The organism is Salinifilum aidingensis (assembly GCF_054782015.1).
In genome coordinates, this window is the sequence record NZ_BAAGTH010000001.1 from 377,127 (window position 1) to 393,913 (window position 16,787).

A 16,787-nucleotide genomic window follows, 5' to 3' on the forward strand; every position below is an offset into this window, starting at 1 on the left:
GAATTCTCAGTCGAGCGCGTCGGTGACGGCGTCGCGGACGACGCCCAGCCCCTGCTCGAGCTCCTCCTCGGTGACGGTCAGCGGGGGCATCACCTTGACGACCTCGTCCTCCGGGCCGGAGGTCTCCACGAGCAGCTTGCGGTCGAAGGCCGCGCGCGCCACTTTCGCGGCGGACGCGGGGTCCTCGAAGCTCAGCCCCCGGGCCAGCCCGCGGCCCTTGGCGGTGCTGCCGGGGTACTCGGCGGCGATCTTCTCCAGCACCGCGCCGACGCGCTCGCCGTACCGCTCGGTGCTGCGGCGCAGCTCGTCGTCGTTCCAGTAGTGCCGCAGCGCGGCGGATCCGGTGACGAACGCGGGGTTGTTGCCGCGGAACGTCCCGTTGTGCTCACCCGGTTTCCACACGTCCAGCTCCGGCTTGAACAGGGTGAGCGCCAGCGGCATCCCGTAGCCGCCGATCGACTTGGACAGGCAGACGACGTCCGGTTCGATGCCGGCCTCTTCGAAGCTGAAGAACGGGCCCGTGCGGCCGCAGCCCATCTGCACGTCGTCGACGATCAGCAGGATCCCGTGCTCGCGGCAGATCCCCTGCAGGTGGCGCAGCCACTCGCCGCGCGCGTCGTTGATCCCGCCCTCGCCCTGCAGGGTTTCCACGATCACGGCGGCCGGTGCGTCGAGGCCGCTGCCGGAGTCCTGCAGCATCCGCTCGAAGTGCCGGAAGTCCGGCTCCTCGCCGGCGTGGTCGTCGTAGGGGATCGGCGTGGCGTGCGCCAGCGGAACTCCGGCCCCGCGGCGCTTCCCGGCGCTGCCGGTCACGGCCAACGCGCCCAGCGTCATGCCGTGGAACGCGTTGGTGAACCCGACGACCTGGTGGCGTCCGGTGACCTTGCGGGCGAGCTTCAGCGCGGCCTCGACCGCGTTGGTCCCGGTCGGACCGGGGAACTGCACCTTGTACGACAGGCCGCGCGGCCGCAGGACGATGTTCTGCAGGTCGTGCAGGAACTCGCGCTTGGCCGCGGTGGCCTGGTCCATGCCGTGCGTCACCCGGTCGTTGTCCAGGTAGTCGATGAGCGCGCGCTTGAGCACCGGGTTGTTGTGGCCGTAGTTGAGCGCCCCCGCGCCGGCGAAGAAGTCCAAGTAGGCTTCCCCGCGCTCGTCGAAGAGCCAACTCCCCCTGGCCCGGTCGAAGACGGTCGGCCAGTTCCTGGTGTAACTGCGCACTTCGGATTCCAGGGTGGCGAAGATGTCGTTCACGGTCCTCCATCCCACTCGGCGCACCGAGCTTCGGGTCGAAAGCGAACCGCCGTTGCGGCGGGCGTGGTGTACGGAATGCACGGAAAACACGCGGGACTGCCACGCGTTGCGCCGAGACGCGAGCGGCATCGCGACGGCGGTCGCACTTCGCGGAGACGCGGTGGATCGCTCCATCGCCAGTTCGGGATACCTGCAACATAGCAGGGCAGCGCACGGATGTCAGCCGAGGACCGGGGTATTCAACCCCACACAGCACAGCGTGGTGGGGCGGTGGCGCAGCAGGAGCGCGGGCGGGCGCGGACGCCCGCCCGCGCCCGCGGGATCACTCCACCACGAGCACGAGTTTGCCCGTGGTGCGGCCGGTTTCACCGCGCTCGTGCGCGGCGGCCGCCTCACCGAGCGGGAACGTCTCCGCGATGATCGGACGCATCCGCTGCGCGGCGAGGAGTTCGGCCACCGCGCTCATCCCCGCGTGGTCGGCCTCGACCAGCAGGACCTTCGCGCGCACGCCCCGTTCGGCGGCTTCGCTGCGCAGCGCCGCGCCGTCCACCGGCAGGATCGACACGAGCATCCCGCCCCGCCGCAGCGTCCGCAGGGAACGGGTGCGGTAGTCGCGGCTGCCGATCGTGTCCAGCACGACGTCGACACCGCTGAGGACCTCGGCGAAGTCCTGCTCGCGGTAGTCGACGAGCTCGTCGGCGCCGAGCTCGCGCAGCACGTCGTGCTTGGCGGCGCTGGCCGTCCCGATCACGTGCGCTCCGCGCGCTTTGGCGATCTGCACGGCGAGGTGGCCCACACCGCCCGCCGCCGCGTGCACGAGCACCCGCTGGCCCGGCTGCACCTCGGCGGTGTCGACGAGCGCCTGCCACGCCGTCAGCGCGGCCAGCGGCACCCCGCCCGCCGCGACGTGGTCGACATTGGACGGTTTGCGGGCGAAGGAGCGGGCGGGCGCGGTGACGTACTCGGCGTGCGAGCCGACCCCGTGCGGGTACGGCAGCATCCCGAGCACCTCGTCGCCCGGTTCGAACAGGGTGACGCCGAGGCCGACCTCCTCGACGACGCCGGAGACGTCCCAGCCGAGGACGAACGGCGGCTCGCCGAGGAACAGCCCGCTGGACCGGTGCTTCCAGTCCGTCGGGTTGACGCCCGCGGCGCGCACCCGGACGAGCACCTCGCTCGGCCCCGGTTCGGGCCGGGGGAGTTCGACCTCCTGCAGCACCTCCGGTCCGCCGAGGACTTCCTGCCTGATCGCGCGCATGCTCGTGGTTGTGCTCATGCACCCAGCCTGCCGCACCGGCGCGGCAGCCGAAAACGCGAGCCCCGCCGCACCAGGAGGTGCGGAGCAGGTGCTCGCGCACAGCGGAGACGTTGCCGCGCTCCGGCGCGCCGGTGCGCTGCGCGAGGAAACCGGTGTTGGTGGGCTGTGCCACGCCCCGCAAGCGCGCGGCGGCGGTGAACGAGCCGGCGCGGTGCACGGCGAGGAACGTCCGCAGCAGACCGAGGTCAACGGGGCCCTCCGGGCCGGTCGCCCCGGAGGCATCAGCTCGTCTACCGGCCGTGGTGGTGCTGTTGGCGTTCGAATGGCGGTGTGCCTACCGTCGACGGCGGCAGCGCCGGCGGAGCGACCGCCGGCCCGATGCTCGCGCCTCCCGCGGGGAGGCCGTTCGCGGAAAGTGGATGGACGATGGCAAAGATCCTGTTCGTCATGACCGGCGCCGACCACTGGACGTTGGCCGACGGAACGCAGCACCCGACCGGTTTCTGGGCCGAGGAGTTCACCGCTCCGCACGAGCGGTTCACCTCGGCCGGGCACGAGATCACCGTGGCCACGCCCGGCGGGGTGCGGCCGGTCGTGGACCAGTCCAGCCTGTCGCCGGAGGTCAACGGCGGCCGCGAAGGCGCCCAGCACGTCGCCGCCGTGCTCGACTCGGCGGTGGAGCTGCGCAACCCGATCGATCTCGCGACCGCCGACGTGGACGACTACGCCGCCGTGTTCTACCCGGGCGGGCACGGCCCGATGGAGGACCTCGCGGTCAACCGCGACTCGGCCGCGCTGCTCACGTCCACCTTGGAGTCCGGCAAGCCGCTCGCCGTGGTCTGCCACGCCCCGGCCGCGCTGCTGGCCACCGAGGACGGCGGCACGTCGCCGTTCGCCGGCTACCGCGTCACCGGCTTCACCAACGCCGAGGAGGGCCAGGCCGGCTTCGCCGACAAGGCCCGGTGGCTGCTGCAGGACCGGCTGGTCGAGCTGGGCGTGCAGTTCTCCGAGGCCGAGCCGTGGACGCCGAACGTGGTCGTGGACCGCAACCTCCGCACGGGGCAGAACCCGGCGTCGTCCGGCCCGCTGGCCGACGAGGTGCTCAAGGCGCTCGGCTGAGCCCCGGGCCTGCGCGGAGCCCGGCCGGGCCGCACACCCGCTCGGGCCTCACCCCTGCACGGGGGCGCGCGGTGGGAGGACCCGCGCGCTCTCCGTGCCCAGGCCCGTCGGCCCACCGGTCCAGGGCACCGCCGTCCCGGCGCCGCGCGGTCGCCGCAGCTCCTCCTCGCGGTAGCGGGCGCACTGCCGGTGCCACTCGAGGATCCCGGCCATCCAGTCCCAGTGCCCGGCGACGTAGCGCTCGACGCCCGTCCGCGCGGTGTCGTCGAGCCCGCGCTCGTCGCACAGCGCCGGCAGGTCGTGGGCGAGGATGTCCTCGAACTGCCGCAGCCGCGAGGTGAGCAGGTCGACGACGACGTCGCGGGCCGTCCCCCGGTCGGTCCCGAGGAAGTTCTCCACCACGAGCACGAGGTTGTGCACCTCGCCCTCGAACTCGACCTCCTTCTGGTAGGAGAACAGGTCGTTGACGAGACAGGCGTAGTCCTGCACCGCCGTGTCCATCTCGTGGAACACGCGCGTGCGGAAGACCTCCGGCGGGACCGCCTGCTCCTGCGCCAGCCGGGCGAGGCTCATCGTCATGTCCGAGCCGAAGGTGCGCCGCCGCATCTCGATGTAGTCGACGGGATCGGGGATGCGGTTGTGCAGCTGGTTCTCCAGCTCCCACAGCCAGCTGGTGGTCATCGCCTCCACCGCCTGCCGCAGGCGTTGCCGACCGGATCGCTCCATCGGTGCCGCGGAGCGCCGCCACAGGTCGGCGAGCCCGCGTTCCAGCGGGTGCACCGGCTCCGGGGTCCCGCCCACGTCCAGCGGCATGAAGGCCGGCAGCCGGTCGGTGAGGTGCTTGGCCGCGGCCAGGTCGCGCGTCGCCCCGAACGCCACCGGGTAGTAGTCGTCGCCGAACGTCCCCCACGTCAGCCAGTCCGAGGACAGGAACAGCTGCTCGGCGTCCGCCTCGGCGTGGATCATCGACGCGCAGTGCGGCAGGTCGATCGCGCGCAGCCGCTCCTCGTCCCAGACCCCGCCGCGGTCCACCCCGGGCAGTGACTCGAAGAAGCCCATGTCGCGGGCCCATTCGACCTCGCGTTCGCGCGCCGGCTCCAGGTGCGGGCTCACCCGGAAGCGGTGCGGCATGGGGATCTCGGGCAGTTCCAGCGGCCCGGCGGGGGTGAACGGCACGTGGGAGCGCTGCCGGATCCTGCCGCGCACGCCCGGTTCCAGCGAGGCAAACGGCAACCGGCTGGCCTCGGTGCCGAAACCGGTCGGTGCCAGGTTCGGGGTCCGGGACCGGGTGTTGCCGTTCATGTAGCGGCTCGACGTCGCGTGCCACTCGTGCCCGCCGGCCTGCCAGTCCTGCAGGCCCTTGACGTAGTTGCCCACGCGCAAGTGCACCTCGGGCGGGGCGCCGTGCTCGGTGAGCAGCGCGGGAACTTCACCCAGCGCGGTGTCCTCGAACTGCTGCAGCCGCGAGGTGAGCAGGTCGTTCACCCGCTCGGCGGCTTCCTGCGCGGAGCAGTCGAAGAACCGCTCGAACACGAGCACCGCGTTGGAGTTCTCCCCCTCCTCGCGGACTTCGCGCTGGTAGGAGAACAGGTCGTTGCGCAGGTGCACGGCGTCGGCGAACGTGTCCGAGAGCACCTTCACCGGGCGCGTGCCCACCAGGTCCTCCGGGATCTCGGCGCGCGCGGCGCACTCTACGAGGTTCGCCGACCACGGCGCGCCGCCGACCTTCCGCCGCATCTGGACGAACTCGACGGGGTTGGCGATCCGCCCGCGGTCGATGTTGTCGAGCTCCCACAGCGATTCGACCATGAGCTCGTGCGTGCTGGTGCGGAACCGCCGCTGCCACTGCTGCGACATCATCGGCGCGGTGCGCTGCCACAGGTCGTCCAGCCCGGCCTCGGCCGGGTTCTCCGGTTCGGGCCGCTGCTCCTCGCCGACGGGCATGAACAGGTCGAGGCGGTCCAAGTAGGACTTCGCGCCGGCGCGGTCGCGCGTGTGCTTGAACCGCTCGAGGAAGTCGTCGTCGAAGAAGAACACCCACACGTACCAGTCGGTGATCAGGTCGAGCATCGGCCCGTCGCAGTCCGGGTGGGTGTAGGCGCACATCAGCGCGTAGTCCATCTCGGACAGCGCGGCCTCGTCCCACACCCGGCCACCGCCGGGTGTGTACGCGTCCAGCATGCCCGTCCGCCGGGCCCAGTCGGTGCTGTGCCGCCGGGCGCGCTCGCAGTGCGGATTGATCCGCGCGGGGTGCGGCAAGTAGAAGTCGGGCAGCTCGAAAGCGTCCATGGCGCCTCATCTCTGCAACCGAGGTCCGAAGTGCGGTCGGGAGATGACTCTGGCAACCGCGCGCACCACGCCGATACGCCTGACGGAGCGGTGTTCGTTCCCTCATCGGGTGATCAACCGCTGGGACGACCAGGTGACGCGACGTTCAGCGGCCGGGCTCAGGGCTTGCGCGCCACCGCGCCGTACATCGCCACGTCCTCGTCGGCGACTTCCTCGGCCGCGCCCGGTTCGGGGTGCCAGTGGTGCACCTGCACCAGGCCGGGCTCGACGAGTTCGAGCCCGTCGAAGAACGCTCCCGCCTCCTCGGCCGTGCGCAGCCGCATCGGCATGTCCCGGGCGGCGTACTCGCGGGCGACGCGGCCCACCTCCTCCGGCGCGAAGTCGGCGGTGCCGATCGACGTGGCCAGGTAGCTGCCCGGCGGCAGCGGGTCGAGCAGCCGCCGCACGATGCCGACGGCGTCGTCGGCGTCCAGCAGGAAGTGCACGATCGCGATGACGCACAGCGCCACGGGCTCGCCCAGGTCCAGCGTGCCGCGCAGCTGCGGGGCGGTGAGCACGGCGTCCGGATCGCGCATGTCGGCTTCCACGTACGCGGTCGCGCCCTGCGGGGTGCTGGCCATCAGCGCGCGCGAGTGCGCGAGCACGATCGGGTCGTTGTCCACGTAGACCACGCGGGCGTCCGGGCGGGCCCGCTGGGCCACCTCGTGCAGGTTCGGGCTCGTCGGGATGCCCGTGCCGATGTCGACGAACTGCCGCACCCCGCACTCCCCGGCCAGGTACCGCGCGGCGCGGTGCATGAACTCCCGGTTGGCGCGCATGTGCACGGCCAGGGCGGGCCACTCCCGCAGCATGGCCTCCGCGGCGTCCCTGTCCGCGGCGTAGTTGTCCTTCCCGCCGAGCACGGCGTCGTAGATCCGCGCCGAGTGCGCCACGTCCGTGCGCAGGTCCATCGACCGCGGCCGCTCCGCCCCGTCCATCACGCTCCCCGGTGTTGCCGCACCACGTCCCAGCCCATGATCAACACTCGACCGGGTGTGACACAACCGGGTGGACGATTCCGGGCCGGTCCGCCCCGGGAGCCGGGCCGGCCCCGCCGGACCCACGGCCGCACGAGCACCTCCAGCGCCTCGCGGTCGACCACCGCCCCGCACCCCTCGGGAACGCCGTCCCGTCCGGCGGTGCGGCCGAACACGCGTCCGGACCGGATCCCGCCCTCGAGCACGTCGGACAGCAGCTCCTCGACGCAGGCGCGGGCCGGCACCGCGCCCGGCGGGCGGCGCCACCTCACGCACCGCCTGCACCTGCGGTAGGAACGGGGCATGCCGAAGGACGCCGCGCGGACGGCGCGGGGGCCGATGGCGGTCGTCGCGATCGACCAGGCCGACCCGCGCCCGCTGCACCGCGACGAACTGGCGCACCGGATGCTGCCGGCCGGGTTGCGGCTGCTCGTGCGGCTCGTGCGCCCGCGGCCGCTGCGGCGGTTGATGACCGCCGGGGTCGAACGCGGCATGCCGGGCGGTTGGGCGAGCTTCCTGTGCCGCAAGCGCTACGTCACCGACGCGCTGCTGCGCGCCGCGGACGAGGGGGTCGACGCGTTGGTCCTGCTGGGAGGCGGGTTCGACACGCTCGCCTACCGCCTGCCGCTGCTGGCGGGCACGCCGGTGTTCGAGGTGGACCTGCCGGAGAACATCGCCGCCAAGCGACGGCGGCTGCTGCGGATCTTCGGTGCGGTGCCCGGCAACGTGCACCTCGTGCCGATCGACTTCGCCACCCAGCACCTGGACGAGGTGCTGGCCGCCTCGCACTTCCGCAGCGGCGGGCGGACGTTCTTCGTCGCCGAGGCGGTGACCCAGTACCTCACCGAGGACGCCGTGCGCAGCACGTTCGAGTTCCTGGAGCACGCGGGTCCCGGCAGCCGGCTGGTGTTCACCCACGTGCTCCGCGACTTCCTCGACGGCACCGCGCTGCACGGCGCGCACGCGCTGCACCGGGACGTGGTCGTCAAGCGCCGGCTGTGGCACTTCGGCCTGCCCCCCGAGCAGGTCGCGGACTTCCTCGCCGAGTACGGCTGGCGCGAGGTGGAGCAGGCCGGCCCGCGCGAGTTCACCGAGCGCTACCTCCGCCCGTCCGGCCGCGAGATGCCCGTCTCGGAGATCGAGCGCTGCGTCCTCGCCGAGAAGGTGTGAGGGCTGCCCCCGGGTGGGGTGGCCGCGCTCGACGCGACCGCACCGCGCGGGCTCACCCCCGGGCCGAGGGGAACTGCGGGGCGCGCTTCTCCCGCAGCGCGGCGACGCCTTCGGTCACGTCCGGCCCCATGAACCCGAGCATCTCGTACGCGGCGGACTGGTCGAAGATCGGTCCGGCGGTCTTGAGCCAGTTGTTCAGCGCGCGCTTGGTCCAGCGCACGGCGGGCTGCGAACCGGTGGCCAGCGTGTCGGCCGTGCTCAGGGCGCGCTCGAGCACGTGCTCGACGGGCGGTGCAGCGCTCACCAGGCCGATGCGTTCGGCTTCCGCGCCGCTGAGCATCTCACCGGTGAGCAGGTAGTAGCGCGCCTTGGCCATGCCGGCCAGCAGCGGCCAGATGATGGCGGCGTGGTCGCCCGCGGCCACGCCGAGCTGCACGTGGCCGTCGCCGAGCTTGGCCTCCTCGGCGCAGATCGAGATGTCCGCGAGCAGCGCGACGACCAGCCCGGCGCCGACGGCCACCCCGTTGATGGCCGAGACGACCGGCTTCTCGCAGTTGACGATGTTGTAGACGAGGTCGCTCATCTCGGACAGCATGTGCGAGACCCGGTCGTGGTCCCCGGCCATGCGCTCGACCATGTCCAGGTCGCCGCCCGCGGAGAACGCCTTGCCCGCGCCGGTGATCACGGCGACCCGCGTGCCGGGGTCGGCGGAGACGTCGCGCCACACGCGCGCCAGTTCCGAGTGCATCGCCTCGTCGGCCGCGTTGTACTTCTCCGGCCGGTTGATCGTGATCACCAGCACGCCGTGCTCGCGCCGTTCGAAGGTCAGCTGCTCGTAGTCGGCGTAGTCCATCGCGTCGGTCCTCCTCAGGCGGTTTCGAACATTCCCCGCGCGTACTCGGTGCCGGCCCGTTCGCGCCGCGCCGCTGGGTCGTCAGGTGCAGGTGCGCGAACTCGGGGCCGTTGTGCAGCTGGTGCAGGACGACATAGCCCGGCCGCACGCCGGCGCGGACCAGTCCCGCGGACCAGGCCGTCGACGCGTGCGCCCAGTTCAGCGTAGGTCCGGGACGCGCCTGTGTCGGGCCAGCGCGCCCGAACCGCGCACTCGGACGCCCCGCCACGTCCTCGTACAGTCACCGGGCATGACCCTCGAGGACCTCCAGCAGCGCCTGCGCGCCTTCGCCGATGAACGCGATTGGCAACAGTTCCACAATCCGAAAAACCTCGCCATGGCCTTGGTCGGCGAGGCGGGAGAGCTCGTCGAGGTCTTCCAGTGGCTCACACCGGAACAATCGGCGCAGATCATGGACGACTCCGCGGCCGGCGAGCGCGTGCGGCACGAATTGGCCGACGTTCTCGCGTACCTGCTGCGCTTGGCGGATGTACTCGACATCGACATCCTGGCGGCTCTGGACGCGAAGGTGAACCTGAACGCGGCCAAGTACCCGGTCGAGCTGGCCAGGGGAAACGCGCAGAAGTACGACCAGCTCGGGCACGACGACCGTTGAGGGGACGCCCCAGTCCTCCACCCACCCTGGGTGTCTCCACCACGATCGATCCATTAGTCTTGTGCGGCAAGATCGCGGCCCGACGGGCACCGAAGTCGCCACTTCGTCGCTGCCCCCACCCGCGCGTGGACCACGCGTGCCCAGTGGGGGTTGGAAGTGGCGCTGGTTCGCCGGAACGCGGCGGAACTGCTCGACGAGGCGAAAGCCGACCGGTTGCACCTGCTCCTCGACGAGCAGGCCAAATTCCAGTTGGGATCCCGGGTGGGAGTCTCCGAGGTGCGTTCCTGGCAGCGCAGCCTGCCGGTGCTGCTCGGGGACCTCGCCGACGCCGGGCTCGGTCACGTCGAGGTGCTCCTGGAGCACAAGCTCCCGCACAGCCCGCGGCGCGTCGACGCCGTGCTCTGCGGGACGCACCCCAAGACCGGGGAACCCAGCTACGTGCTCGTCGAGTTGAAGCAGTGGTCGCACGCCGAAGCGGCGCTCGGGGAACTGGTCCGGATCCCCGCTCACGGACCGGACAGCTTGCTGCACCCGGTCGAACAGGTCCGCCGCTACTGCTCGTACCTCGTCGACTCGACCCCGGCCCTGGCCGCACGACCGCACTCCGTCCACGGAATCGCATACCTGCACAACGCGCGCAATTCCGACGTCTCGTCATTGCGCGATCACGCGCTGAGCGACTACGGACGCCTGTTCACCCTCGACGACCGGGGCGAGCTCGTCGACCACCTGCAGTCCAAGCTCGACCGCACCGGCGACGGCGACGCCGCGCGCAAAGCCGCTGACGAATTCCTCGACTTCCACCACGCCCCGTCCAAACCGCTGCTCGACATCGCGACCAAGGAGATCCAGGAACGCGAACAACTCGTCCTGCTGGACGAGCAGGAAGTCGCCTTCGAAACGGTCATGCAGGCCGTCCGCAGGGCTCGCGCCGCCAGCGCCCGCACCGTCGTGATCGTCCTCGGTGGTCCCGGTTCGGGGAAGAGCGCCATCGCTCTCAACGTGGTCGGCGAACTCGCCCGGCGAGGCCGCACCGTGCACCACGCCACCGGCTCCGGTGCCTTCACCCGCACGCTCCGCAAGATCGCGGGCAGCCGCAACACCCGCGTGCAGGGGCTTTTCAAGTACTTCAACAACTACGTCGACTCCGAGGCACGCGACCTCGACGTCCTGGTCTGCGACGAAGCCCACCGCATCCGCGAAACCAGCGTCAGCCGCTTCACCAAGAAGGAGGTGCGCGCACGCGCCGGACGTCAGGTCGACGAGCTGATCAACGTCGCCTCGGTGCCCGTGTTCCTCCTCGACGAGAACCAGAACGTGCGCCCGGGGGAGATGGGCTCGCTGGAGGAGATCACCGCAGCGGCTGAAGCGAACGGTTGCGGCGTGGAAGTCGTCCGCCTGGAAGGACAGTTCCGCTGCGGCGGATCCGCGGCGTTCGACACGTGGGTTTCACGGCTCCTCGGGCTCGAACAGGCCGCACCGACGGAGTGGAGCCGGATCGCTGCCCCGGTCGACGACGACTTCGTGGTCACCAGCGCCGCTTCCCCGCAGGAGATGGAGGAGTGGCTGCGGACCCGGCAGTCCGAGCACGGCGGAACCGCGCGCATCGCGGCTGGTTACTGCTGGCCGTGGAACGATCCGATCAGCACCGACCAGGGCAAGCGCCTCGTCGATGACGTCGTCATCGGCGACTGGAAACGCCCCTGGAACGCAAAACCCGACAAGCGGGTCCCCGATGCTCCCGAGTCCTACTTCTGGGCCTCCGACGAACGCGGCTTCGGCCAGGTCGGATGCATCTACACCGCCCAGGGTTTCGAGTACGACTGGGCCGGGGTCATCATCGGTCCTGATTTCGTCCGCCGCGACGGGCGATGGGTCGCGCGCCGCGACCACTCCTACGATCCCGCCGTCCGCAAGACGGACGAACTCCACTTCGCCGGGCTCATCCGCAACACCTACAAGGTACTGCTCACTCGCGGGATGCGGGGCGTCTGCGTGCACTCCCCCGATGCCGAGACGCAGGAGTTCCTGGAACACGTCACGCGATGAGCTGGCGAGCACTTCCACGAGGTGCGTGGTCGGAGGAACGCCGTTCGTCGACGTGAGTCCCCGCGGGCCCGGGCGCTCGGGGGCACGCCCGGGCCCGCGGGCGCTGGCGCCGGTGCTCACCACGCGCGCTCGGGCGCTCGCGCGTGGTGGTCGGGGCGTCGGCGCCTGGGCTCGGCTCTGCGGGGCTCCGCCGCGTGGGTTCGCGAACGAGGTTTCCGGACCGGGGTTCGGTTCCGCCGGCCCGGCGCGAGAGGTCCCGGTGCGCCGGAAGTCTCGGTGCTCGACCCGCTCACAGGGCGGCGAGCGCGGTGAGGACGCGCCGCAGCGTCGTCGCGTCGCGGTGCCAGCCGGAGCCGGCGAGTGGTGGTGGCATCGCGGGGTGGCTCCGCGACCGCTGCCGCGGCGACTCCGGGGCCAGATGCGAAGTCGACGGCTGCGGCACCGGCAGCGTGCCGGACCAGCTCATCCGCCGCGGGCGCACGCGACCGATGGGGATCAAGGCCGCGGAGCTCATCGCCGGACCTCGCGGTTGTGCTTCCAGGTCATTCGACGACCTCCCCTTCGATCACGGGATCGGCGGTGTTCTCCTGCCGCAGTTCGCGCGCGAGGATCTCCAGCGCCTCGGCCATCGCGCGCCGCTGGTGGGCGTCCAGGCGACCGATCGGCACGTTCTCCGTGGCGTGGTGCAGCATCAGCGCGGCCTTGCGCATCTGGCACGCAAGGTGGTGATCGGCGGCATTCACCCGGATCGCCTCGCCTTCGGCGTTCCGACCATGTCGTGCGCTGCCGCGTTGCACTCCGCGCAGGTCGGCCAGAGCCACGCGACATCGCTGTGGTCGGCGGTGACGGCCGAGCCGCACAGCGCCGTCACCTCGGTGCCGGTCTGCGGCCGGTGGCTGGTCGTCGCGTGGCGCGCTCCCCCGCCGGGGCACCACGAGAACGGGTGCGGTCGGTAGGTCATGCGTTACCCCAGGCAATCTGCAGTGATGCACCTACCCGAAGGTTGGTGCCGCTTGACACCAACAAGATTGCCAATCCGGTTCCAATTGGCACAACACTTCGTTCGAGTGAACCACCTTTCCGCTCACTCGAACGGTTATGCTGTGGCACATGGCTGGCACCACCCCGAAAGCGCGGGCCATCGGCGTGGAACTCCGCCGTGCCCGTGAAGACGCCGGACTCAGCGCGCGGCAGCTCGCCGACAAACTCGAGTTGAGCCACACCACCGTCGGTCGGTGGGAGAAAGGGGAACGCGCGCCTCGTCCGGTCGACGTGGCGACTGTGCTCTCGGCCCTCGGTGCCGACAACCAAACGCGCGAAGAGCTGATCGAGCTCGCTCGCGACAGCGACGGGTCGCACTGGGTTGCTTCCAGCCTGCCCGCCCAGCGCCAGCAGCTGGCCGCGTTGCTCGAACTCGAGCGCACGGCCAGCAAAATCACCGAGATCTCACCGCTCCTGGTCCCCGGCCTCCTGCAAACCAGCGACTACGCCCGAGCCATCATGACCTCCGCTGATGTCCCCGACGAGGAACTCGAGACGCGCGTCGCGGTGCGCGTCGGCCGGCGTGACGCGATCACGCGCCGCAATCCCACGCAATACGCGGCGCTGATCGGCGAAGCCGCACTGTGGCAGATGGTCGGCTCGGCCGATGTGATGGCCGAGCAACTGGAGTACGCGCTGGAGCTGGCACAGCTCGACAACGTGGACTTGCGGGTCGTCCCGTTCATCAGTGGTTGGCACCCCGCGCTCGAAGGGCCTTTCCTGTTGATCGAGTCACAGGACGGCCCCGTCGTGCAGATCGAAAACCGCCGCTCAGGGTTGTTCCTGCACGAGGTGGAAGACGTCACCGCCTATCGTGACGCCACTGACAAGGTGCTGGCCTCTGCCCTGAACCCGGCGGCGACATCCGAACTCATCACCGGTGTCATCGAGAAGTGGAGACAACAACAATGAAGTCACCGCAGGAACCGCACAACTGGCGCAAGTCCAGTCGGAGCGCCAACACGAGCACGTGCGTCGAGGTCGGCCGGATCGCTGACGGGGCAGCGGTGCGCGACACCAAGAACCGCGAGGCCGGCCACCTCACCACCACCCGCCAGCAGTGGCACACCTTCCTGCACGCGGTGAAGACCGACCGGTTCACCGGCTGACCAGCACCGGCGCGCACCCAGCGCACCAGCGCCCTCGACGCGGAATTCCGCGTTTCGGGGGCGCTGTTTGCGTCTGTGCAGGGAATTCACGCGCAGCAGTTGCTCGGTAGTCTCACCGGTACCGCGTGCTACCTCGGTGAGCACGGGCTGATCACACTCGAGACTCTGGAGCAAGCATCGTGAACGCAGAGAACGTTCCGCACGGATGGCGCACATCGACTCGCAGCAGCACGCAGACGAACTGCGTCGAAGTCGGACGGATCGCTGACGGCGCGGCGGTGCGCGACACCAAAGACCGCAGACGCGGTCACTTCACCACCACCCGCCAGCAGTGGAACGCCTTCCTGCACGCCGTGAAGACCGACCGGTTCACCGGCTGAACCGCCGAAAACGACGGCACCCCGCGAGCTGCCCAACCGCGCTCACCAAGCCTTCGGGCTGGTGCCCGTGTGGACGGTGCTCATACCGTTCACCCCTGCTGACCAGCGTGTTCGCCGAATCAGACCGCGTCGGTCAGCAACGCTGCCACGAGCAGGACGAAGGCCCCCAGGTTGAGTGCGCCCAGCAGGTGCAGCCGCGAGCGGGGAATTCGGTGTTGCCCGCGCACGGTTGTCGCTGCGCCCACTGCTGCGAGCAGCTGCAACAGCGCTGCCACCACCACGAGGACGCTCATCAGCAGATGCACCGGCTCACGAGCGCGGAAACCGCACCAGCACCGGACAGTGCGGCCGACAGCTGACCACCGAAGACGACCGCACCCCCTCGCCCTGCCGGACGGCCGAGGGGAACTGCGCCTCAGCCAGGTCTTGCTGCACGGTCAGCACTGACGATCCTTCCCACGATCGCGCGTCGTCACCGACCGTATCGACGAGGCACGCGCCTGTGGGCCGATTCGGGAGGTGCGGAAGCCGTTGGACTTCCGCACCGAGCAGGGCTCGGCCCATCACCGCGGTCGCCGGTTTCGGCGCTCCGCCGGGGGCCATTGCGTGCACCCCGGCGAGCTCGGCGTCCGCGCCTGGTACCGCTGGTGACTCGTCGGCCGAACGACCCCGGATCCCGGTTCACCAGGTCACGGGCAGCGCCGCCAGGCCTCCGGTGACCTTGTCGCGGTTGACCTGCAGCTCCTCGTCGGGGACGGCCAGCTGCAGGGTGGGGAACCGCTGGAACAGCCGGCCGAACACCTCCTGCAGCTCGATCCTGGCGAGGCTGGCGCCGATGCAGAAGTGCGCGCCGTGCCCGAAGGCCATGTGGGGGTTGGGCGAACGGGTGATGTCGAAGGTGTCGGGGTCGTCGAAGACGTCGGCGTCCCGGTTGGCGGCCCCGTTGGCCAGCAGCACGGCCTCGCCGGCCCGGATGGTGATGTCGCCGACGGTGATGTCGTGCGCGGCCCAGCGGGCGACGCCGCCGGTCTTGCCGGGGGTCACCGTCATGCGCAGGACCTCTTCGACGGTGCCCTTCAGCAGTTCCGGGTCGGCGAGCAGTTTGGCGCGCTGCTCGGGGTTGCGGATCAGCAGCAGGGTGCCGAGGTCGATGCGGGTCATGGTGGTCTCGTGCCCGGCGAACAGCAGACCGGTGGCCAGCCGGGCGACCTCCTCGACCGGCAGGGCGGTGCCCTCGTCGGCGTGCACCAGGTCGGAGATGACGTCCTCGTCCGGCTGCTGGCGCTTGGCCTCCATCAGCTCGGCGGTGTAGGCCTCGAACTCCGCGCGGGCGGCCGCGGAGGCCGCGGCGTCGGTCAGGTCGGCCATCCCCTCCGACCAGGTGCGCAGCCGGTCGTGGCCGGAGAACGGCGCGCCGAGCAGCTCGCAGATCACCATGACCGGCAGCGGCGCGGACAGCACCGCGTGCAGGTCGACCGGCGGGGTCCGCATGTCGTCGAGCACGGCCTCGATCCGCTCACCGATCCGCGCCCGCAGCTTCTCCATCCGCTTCGCGGAGAACGCCGGCGTCAGCAGCCTGCGCATCCGGCGGTGCTCCTCCTGCTGGGTGTCGAAGCCGCCCTTCGGGCCGCCCTGCAGGGACGAAGGCGAGGTGGTGGGCGCGTTGTCCGGGTCCGGGTGCGACCGGCCGAGCGCCTGCTCGCCGTACAGCTCGCGCAGCGGCTCGTAGCCGCTGACCAACCAGGCGGGGTCGCCGGTGAGGGTGCGCACCCGCGCGACCGGTGCCTCGCGCTGCAGCTCGTGGAACCGCTCGGGCACCTCCAGCACGTCGTCGTCCCGGTGGAACGGCAGCTGATCCATGGCGCGTCCTCCTGAACTGCGGAGTTTATACTTGAGAGTATAGAGTTTCGCGCGGATCGACAAGTACGGTGGCTCCACATGGGTGAGAGCGGGAAGTCCCGGCAGCTGCTGCGCAAGGAACAACGGCGCGCGCAGCTGATCCGCACCGCGGCGAGCGCGTTCGTCCGCGGCGGGTTCACCGCGACCAGCCTGGAGGACGTCGCCGCCGAGGCCGGGGTCACCAAGGTGGTCATCTACCACCACTTCGACTCCAAGCGGGACCTCTACCTCGCGGTGCTGCGCGACGCCAGGAACCGGCTGCAGACCGCCGTCGGCGACCCGGACGACCCGGCGGTGGACACCCTCCACCAGTACGCGCTGGCCGCCAGGGACAACCCGGACGGGTTCCGGCTGCTCTACCGGCACGCCCGCCGCGAGCCCGAGTTCACCGACTACGCCGAGGACATCGGCTTCGCCGGCACCGAGCGGACCGAAGAGCGGCTGCACGCGCACTTCCCCGACCCGGAGCACCGCGCCTGGGTGGCCGCGCTGCTGCCCGCGGTCGTGGTGGACACCGCGCTGACCTGGCTGGACGCCGGCCAGCCGGTGCCGCCGGAGCAGCTGGCCGGGACCATGCGCGCCCTGGTGGACTCGCTGCTGGCCGGCCCGCCCGAGGGGTGACGCGGCATTGCGGGCGGCGCCCGACGCTCCCTCCGCCCGCTGCGCAGAACGGTGGAACCCGCCCGCGCGTTGACGAC

General features: G+C 71.0%; 19 protein-coding genes. 8 read left to right on the plus strand and 11 right to left on the minus strand.

Annotation, left to right across the window (positions count from 1 at the left end; all coding sequences use genetic code 11):
• Nucleotides 1–6: 6 nt before the first annotated feature.
• A complete protein-coding gene (gene ectB / locus ACYVJE_RS01740; RefSeq protein WP_461142947.1) occupies nt 7–1,251 on the minus strand; it encodes a diaminobutyrate--2-oxoglutarate transaminase in 1,245 nt (414 codons plus the stop codon).
• 322 nt (nt 1,252–1,573) lie between these two features.
• Nucleotides 1,574–2,509, minus strand: a complete 936-nt coding sequence (locus ACYVJE_RS01745; protein ID WP_461143151.1) for an NADP-dependent oxidoreductase — start codon at nt 2,507–2,509, stop codon at nt 1,574–1,576.
• Nucleotides 2,510–2,935: 426 nt separating this feature from the next.
• Here ACYVJE_RS01745 and ACYVJE_RS01750 point away from each other — a divergent pair, with 426 nt between their 5' ends.
• A complete protein-coding gene (locus ACYVJE_RS01750; protein ID WP_461142948.1) occupies nt 2,936–3,628 on the plus strand; it encodes a type 1 glutamine amidotransferase domain-containing protein in 693 nt (230 codons plus the stop codon).
• A gap of 48 nt (nt 3,629–3,676) precedes the next feature.
• Here ACYVJE_RS01750 and ACYVJE_RS01755 read toward each other — a convergent pair whose 3' ends face one another.
• The 3 genes from ACYVJE_RS01755 to ACYVJE_RS01765 form a co-directional block, all read right to left on the minus strand.
• Nucleotides 3,677–5,917 carry a terpene synthase family protein gene (locus ACYVJE_RS01755; RefSeq protein WP_461142949.1) on the minus strand — a complete coding sequence of 747 codons (2,241 nt, stop codon included), beginning with the start codon at nt 5,915–5,917 and terminating at the stop codon, nt 3,677–3,679.
• A 158-nt stretch (nt 5,918–6,075) separates the two neighbouring features.
• On the minus strand, nt 6,076–6,894 hold the full coding sequence (locus tag ACYVJE_RS01760; RefSeq protein WP_461142950.1) for an SAM-dependent methyltransferase: 819 nt from the start codon (nt 6,892–6,894) through the stop codon (nt 6,076–6,078).
• Entirely contained in the window at nt 6,894–7,205 is a 312-nt protein-coding gene (locus ACYVJE_RS01765) for a hypothetical protein (protein ID WP_461142951.1), read from the minus strand. Before ACYVJE_RS01765 ends, ACYVJE_RS01760 begins: the two co-directional genes overlap by 1 nt.
• 31 nt (nt 7,206–7,236) lie before the next feature.
• On the opposite strand from ACYVJE_RS01765, the gene ACYVJE_RS01770 reads away from it, so the two are divergent.
• On the plus strand, nt 7,237–8,103 hold the full coding sequence (locus tag ACYVJE_RS01770) for an SAM-dependent methyltransferase (RefSeq protein ID WP_461142952.1): 867 nt from the start codon (nt 7,237–7,239) through the stop codon (nt 8,101–8,103).
• 52 nt (nt 8,104–8,155) lie between these two features.
• Here the strand turns inward: ACYVJE_RS01770 and ACYVJE_RS01775 are convergent, their stop codons facing one another.
• Nucleotides 8,156–8,956, minus strand: coding sequence for an enoyl-CoA hydratase/isomerase family protein (locus ACYVJE_RS01775; RefSeq protein ID WP_461142953.1), 801 nt, complete (start codon nt 8,954–8,956; stop codon nt 8,156–8,158).
• A gap of 289 nt (nt 8,957–9,245) precedes the next feature.
• On the opposite strand from ACYVJE_RS01775, the gene ACYVJE_RS01780 reads away from it, so the two are divergent.
• Entirely contained in the window at nt 9,246–9,611 is a 366-nt protein-coding gene (locus tag ACYVJE_RS01780) for a nucleotide pyrophosphohydrolase (protein WP_461142954.1), read from the plus strand.
• Between the two features lie 156 nt (nt 9,612–9,767).
• Nucleotides 9,768–11,660 (plus strand): DNA/RNA helicase domain-containing protein, encoded by a 1,893-nt coding sequence (locus ACYVJE_RS01785; protein WP_461142955.1) that lies wholly within the window; start codon nt 9,768–9,770, stop codon nt 11,658–11,660.
• 289 nt (nt 11,661–11,949) lie between these two features.
• Here the strand turns inward: ACYVJE_RS01785 and ACYVJE_RS01790 are convergent, their stop codons facing one another.
• From ACYVJE_RS01790 to ACYVJE_RS01800, 3 genes are read right to left on the minus strand one after another with little or no spacing between them, the layout of a single operon-like run.
• Nucleotides 11,950–12,174: a hypothetical protein gene (locus ACYVJE_RS01790; protein WP_461142956.1), complete on the minus strand. Its 225-nt coding sequence runs from the start codon at nt 12,172–12,174 to the stop codon at nt 11,950–11,952.
• A gap of 28 nt (nt 12,175–12,202) precedes the next feature.
• Complete coding sequence (locus tag ACYVJE_RS01795) at nt 12,203–12,481, minus strand: hypothetical protein (RefSeq protein WP_461143164.1); 279 nt, start codon at nt 12,479–12,481, stop codon at nt 12,203–12,205.
• Nucleotides 12,400–12,621: a zinc finger protein gene (locus ACYVJE_RS01800; RefSeq protein WP_461142957.1), complete on the minus strand. Its 222-nt coding sequence runs from the start codon at nt 12,619–12,621 to the stop codon at nt 12,400–12,402. Before ACYVJE_RS01800 ends, ACYVJE_RS01795 begins: the two co-directional genes overlap by 82 nt.
• Before the next feature lie 149 nt (nt 12,622–12,770).
• On the opposite strand from ACYVJE_RS01800, the gene ACYVJE_RS01805 reads away from it, so the two are divergent.
• The 3 genes from ACYVJE_RS01805 (at nt 12,771) to ACYVJE_RS01815 (ending at nt 14,190) form a co-directional block, all read left to right on the plus strand.
• The gene (locus ACYVJE_RS01805; protein ID WP_461142958.1) at nt 12,771–13,613 is read left to right on the plus strand and encodes a helix-turn-helix domain-containing protein; all 843 of its coding nucleotides are present in this window, start codon (nt 12,771–12,773) and stop codon (nt 13,611–13,613) included.
• On the plus strand, nt 13,610–13,810 hold the full coding sequence (locus ACYVJE_RS01810; RefSeq protein ID WP_461142959.1) for a DUF397 domain-containing protein: 201 nt from the start codon (nt 13,610–13,612) through the stop codon (nt 13,808–13,810). Before ACYVJE_RS01805 ends, ACYVJE_RS01810 begins: the two co-directional genes overlap by 4 nt.
• Nucleotides 13,811–13,989: 179 nt before the next feature.
• Nucleotides 13,990–14,190 carry a DUF397 domain-containing protein gene (locus ACYVJE_RS01815; RefSeq protein ID WP_461142960.1) on the plus strand — a complete coding sequence of 67 codons (201 nt, stop codon included), beginning with the start codon at nt 13,990–13,992 and terminating at the stop codon, nt 14,188–14,190.
• Between the two features lie 119 nt (nt 14,191–14,309).
• On the opposite strand, the gene ACYVJE_RS01820 is transcribed toward ACYVJE_RS01815, so the two are convergent.
• Nucleotides 14,310–14,495 carry a hypothetical protein gene (locus tag ACYVJE_RS01820; RefSeq protein ID WP_461142961.1) on the minus strand — a complete coding sequence of 62 codons (186 nt, stop codon included), beginning with the start codon at nt 14,493–14,495 and terminating at the stop codon, nt 14,310–14,312.
• A 376-nt stretch (nt 14,496–14,871) separates the two neighbouring features.
• On the minus strand, nt 14,872–16,050 hold the full coding sequence (locus ACYVJE_RS01825; protein ID WP_461142962.1) for a cytochrome P450: 1,179 nt from the start codon (nt 16,048–16,050) through the stop codon (nt 14,872–14,874).
• A gap of 78 nt (nt 16,051–16,128) precedes the next feature.
• Here ACYVJE_RS01825 and ACYVJE_RS01830 point away from each other — a divergent pair, with 78 nt between their 5' ends.
• On the plus strand, nt 16,129–16,710 hold the full coding sequence (locus ACYVJE_RS01830; RefSeq protein WP_461142963.1) for a TetR/AcrR family transcriptional regulator: 582 nt from the start codon (nt 16,129–16,131) through the stop codon (nt 16,708–16,710).
• Nucleotides 16,711–16,787: the final 77 nt, after the last annotated feature.

Coding starts and splice junctions, on each gene's coding strand:
- ACYVJE_RS01770 (WP_461142952.1), top strand. CDS start 7,237: ATGCCGAAGGACGCCGCGCGGACGGCGCGGGGGCCGATGGCGGTCGTC.
- ACYVJE_RS01755 (WP_461142949.1), bottom strand. CDS start 5,917: ATGGACGCTTTCGAGCTGCCCGACTTCTACTTGCCGCACCCCGCGCGG.
- ACYVJE_RS01830 (WP_461142963.1), top strand. CDS start 16,129: ATGGGTGAGAGCGGGAAGTCCCGGCAGCTGCTGCGCAAGGAACAACGG.
- ACYVJE_RS01790 (WP_461142956.1), bottom strand. CDS start 12,174: ATGAGCTCCGCGGCCTTGATCCCCATCGGTCGCGTGCGCCCGCGGCGG.
- ACYVJE_RS01825 (WP_461142962.1), bottom strand. CDS start 16,050: ATGGATCAGCTGCCGTTCCACCGGGACGACGACGTGCTGGAGGTGCCC.
- ACYVJE_RS01775 (WP_461142953.1), bottom strand. CDS start 8,956: ATGGACTACGCCGACTACGAGCAGCTGACCTTCGAACGGCGCGAGCAC.
- ACYVJE_RS01800 (WP_461142957.1), bottom strand. CDS start 12,621: ATGACCTACCGACCGCACCCGTTCTCGTGGTGCCCCGGCGGGGGAGCG.
- ACYVJE_RS01805 (WP_461142958.1), top strand. CDS start 12,771: ATGGCTGGCACCACCCCGAAAGCGCGGGCCATCGGCGTGGAACTCCGC.
- ACYVJE_RS01780 (WP_461142954.1), top strand. CDS start 9,246: ATGACCCTCGAGGACCTCCAGCAGCGCCTGCGCGCCTTCGCCGATGAA.
- ACYVJE_RS01760 (WP_461142950.1), bottom strand. CDS start 6,894: ATGGACGGGGCGGAGCGGCCGCGGTCGATGGACCTGCGCACGGACGTG.
- ACYVJE_RS01750 (WP_461142948.1), top strand. CDS start 2,936: ATGGCAAAGATCCTGTTCGTCATGACCGGCGCCGACCACTGGACGTTG.
- ACYVJE_RS01810 (WP_461142959.1), top strand. CDS start 13,610: ATGAAGTCACCGCAGGAACCGCACAACTGGCGCAAGTCCAGTCGGAGC.
- ACYVJE_RS01745 (WP_461143151.1), bottom strand. CDS start 2,509: ATGCGCGCGATCAGGCAGGAAGTCCTCGGCGGACCGGAGGTGCTGCAG.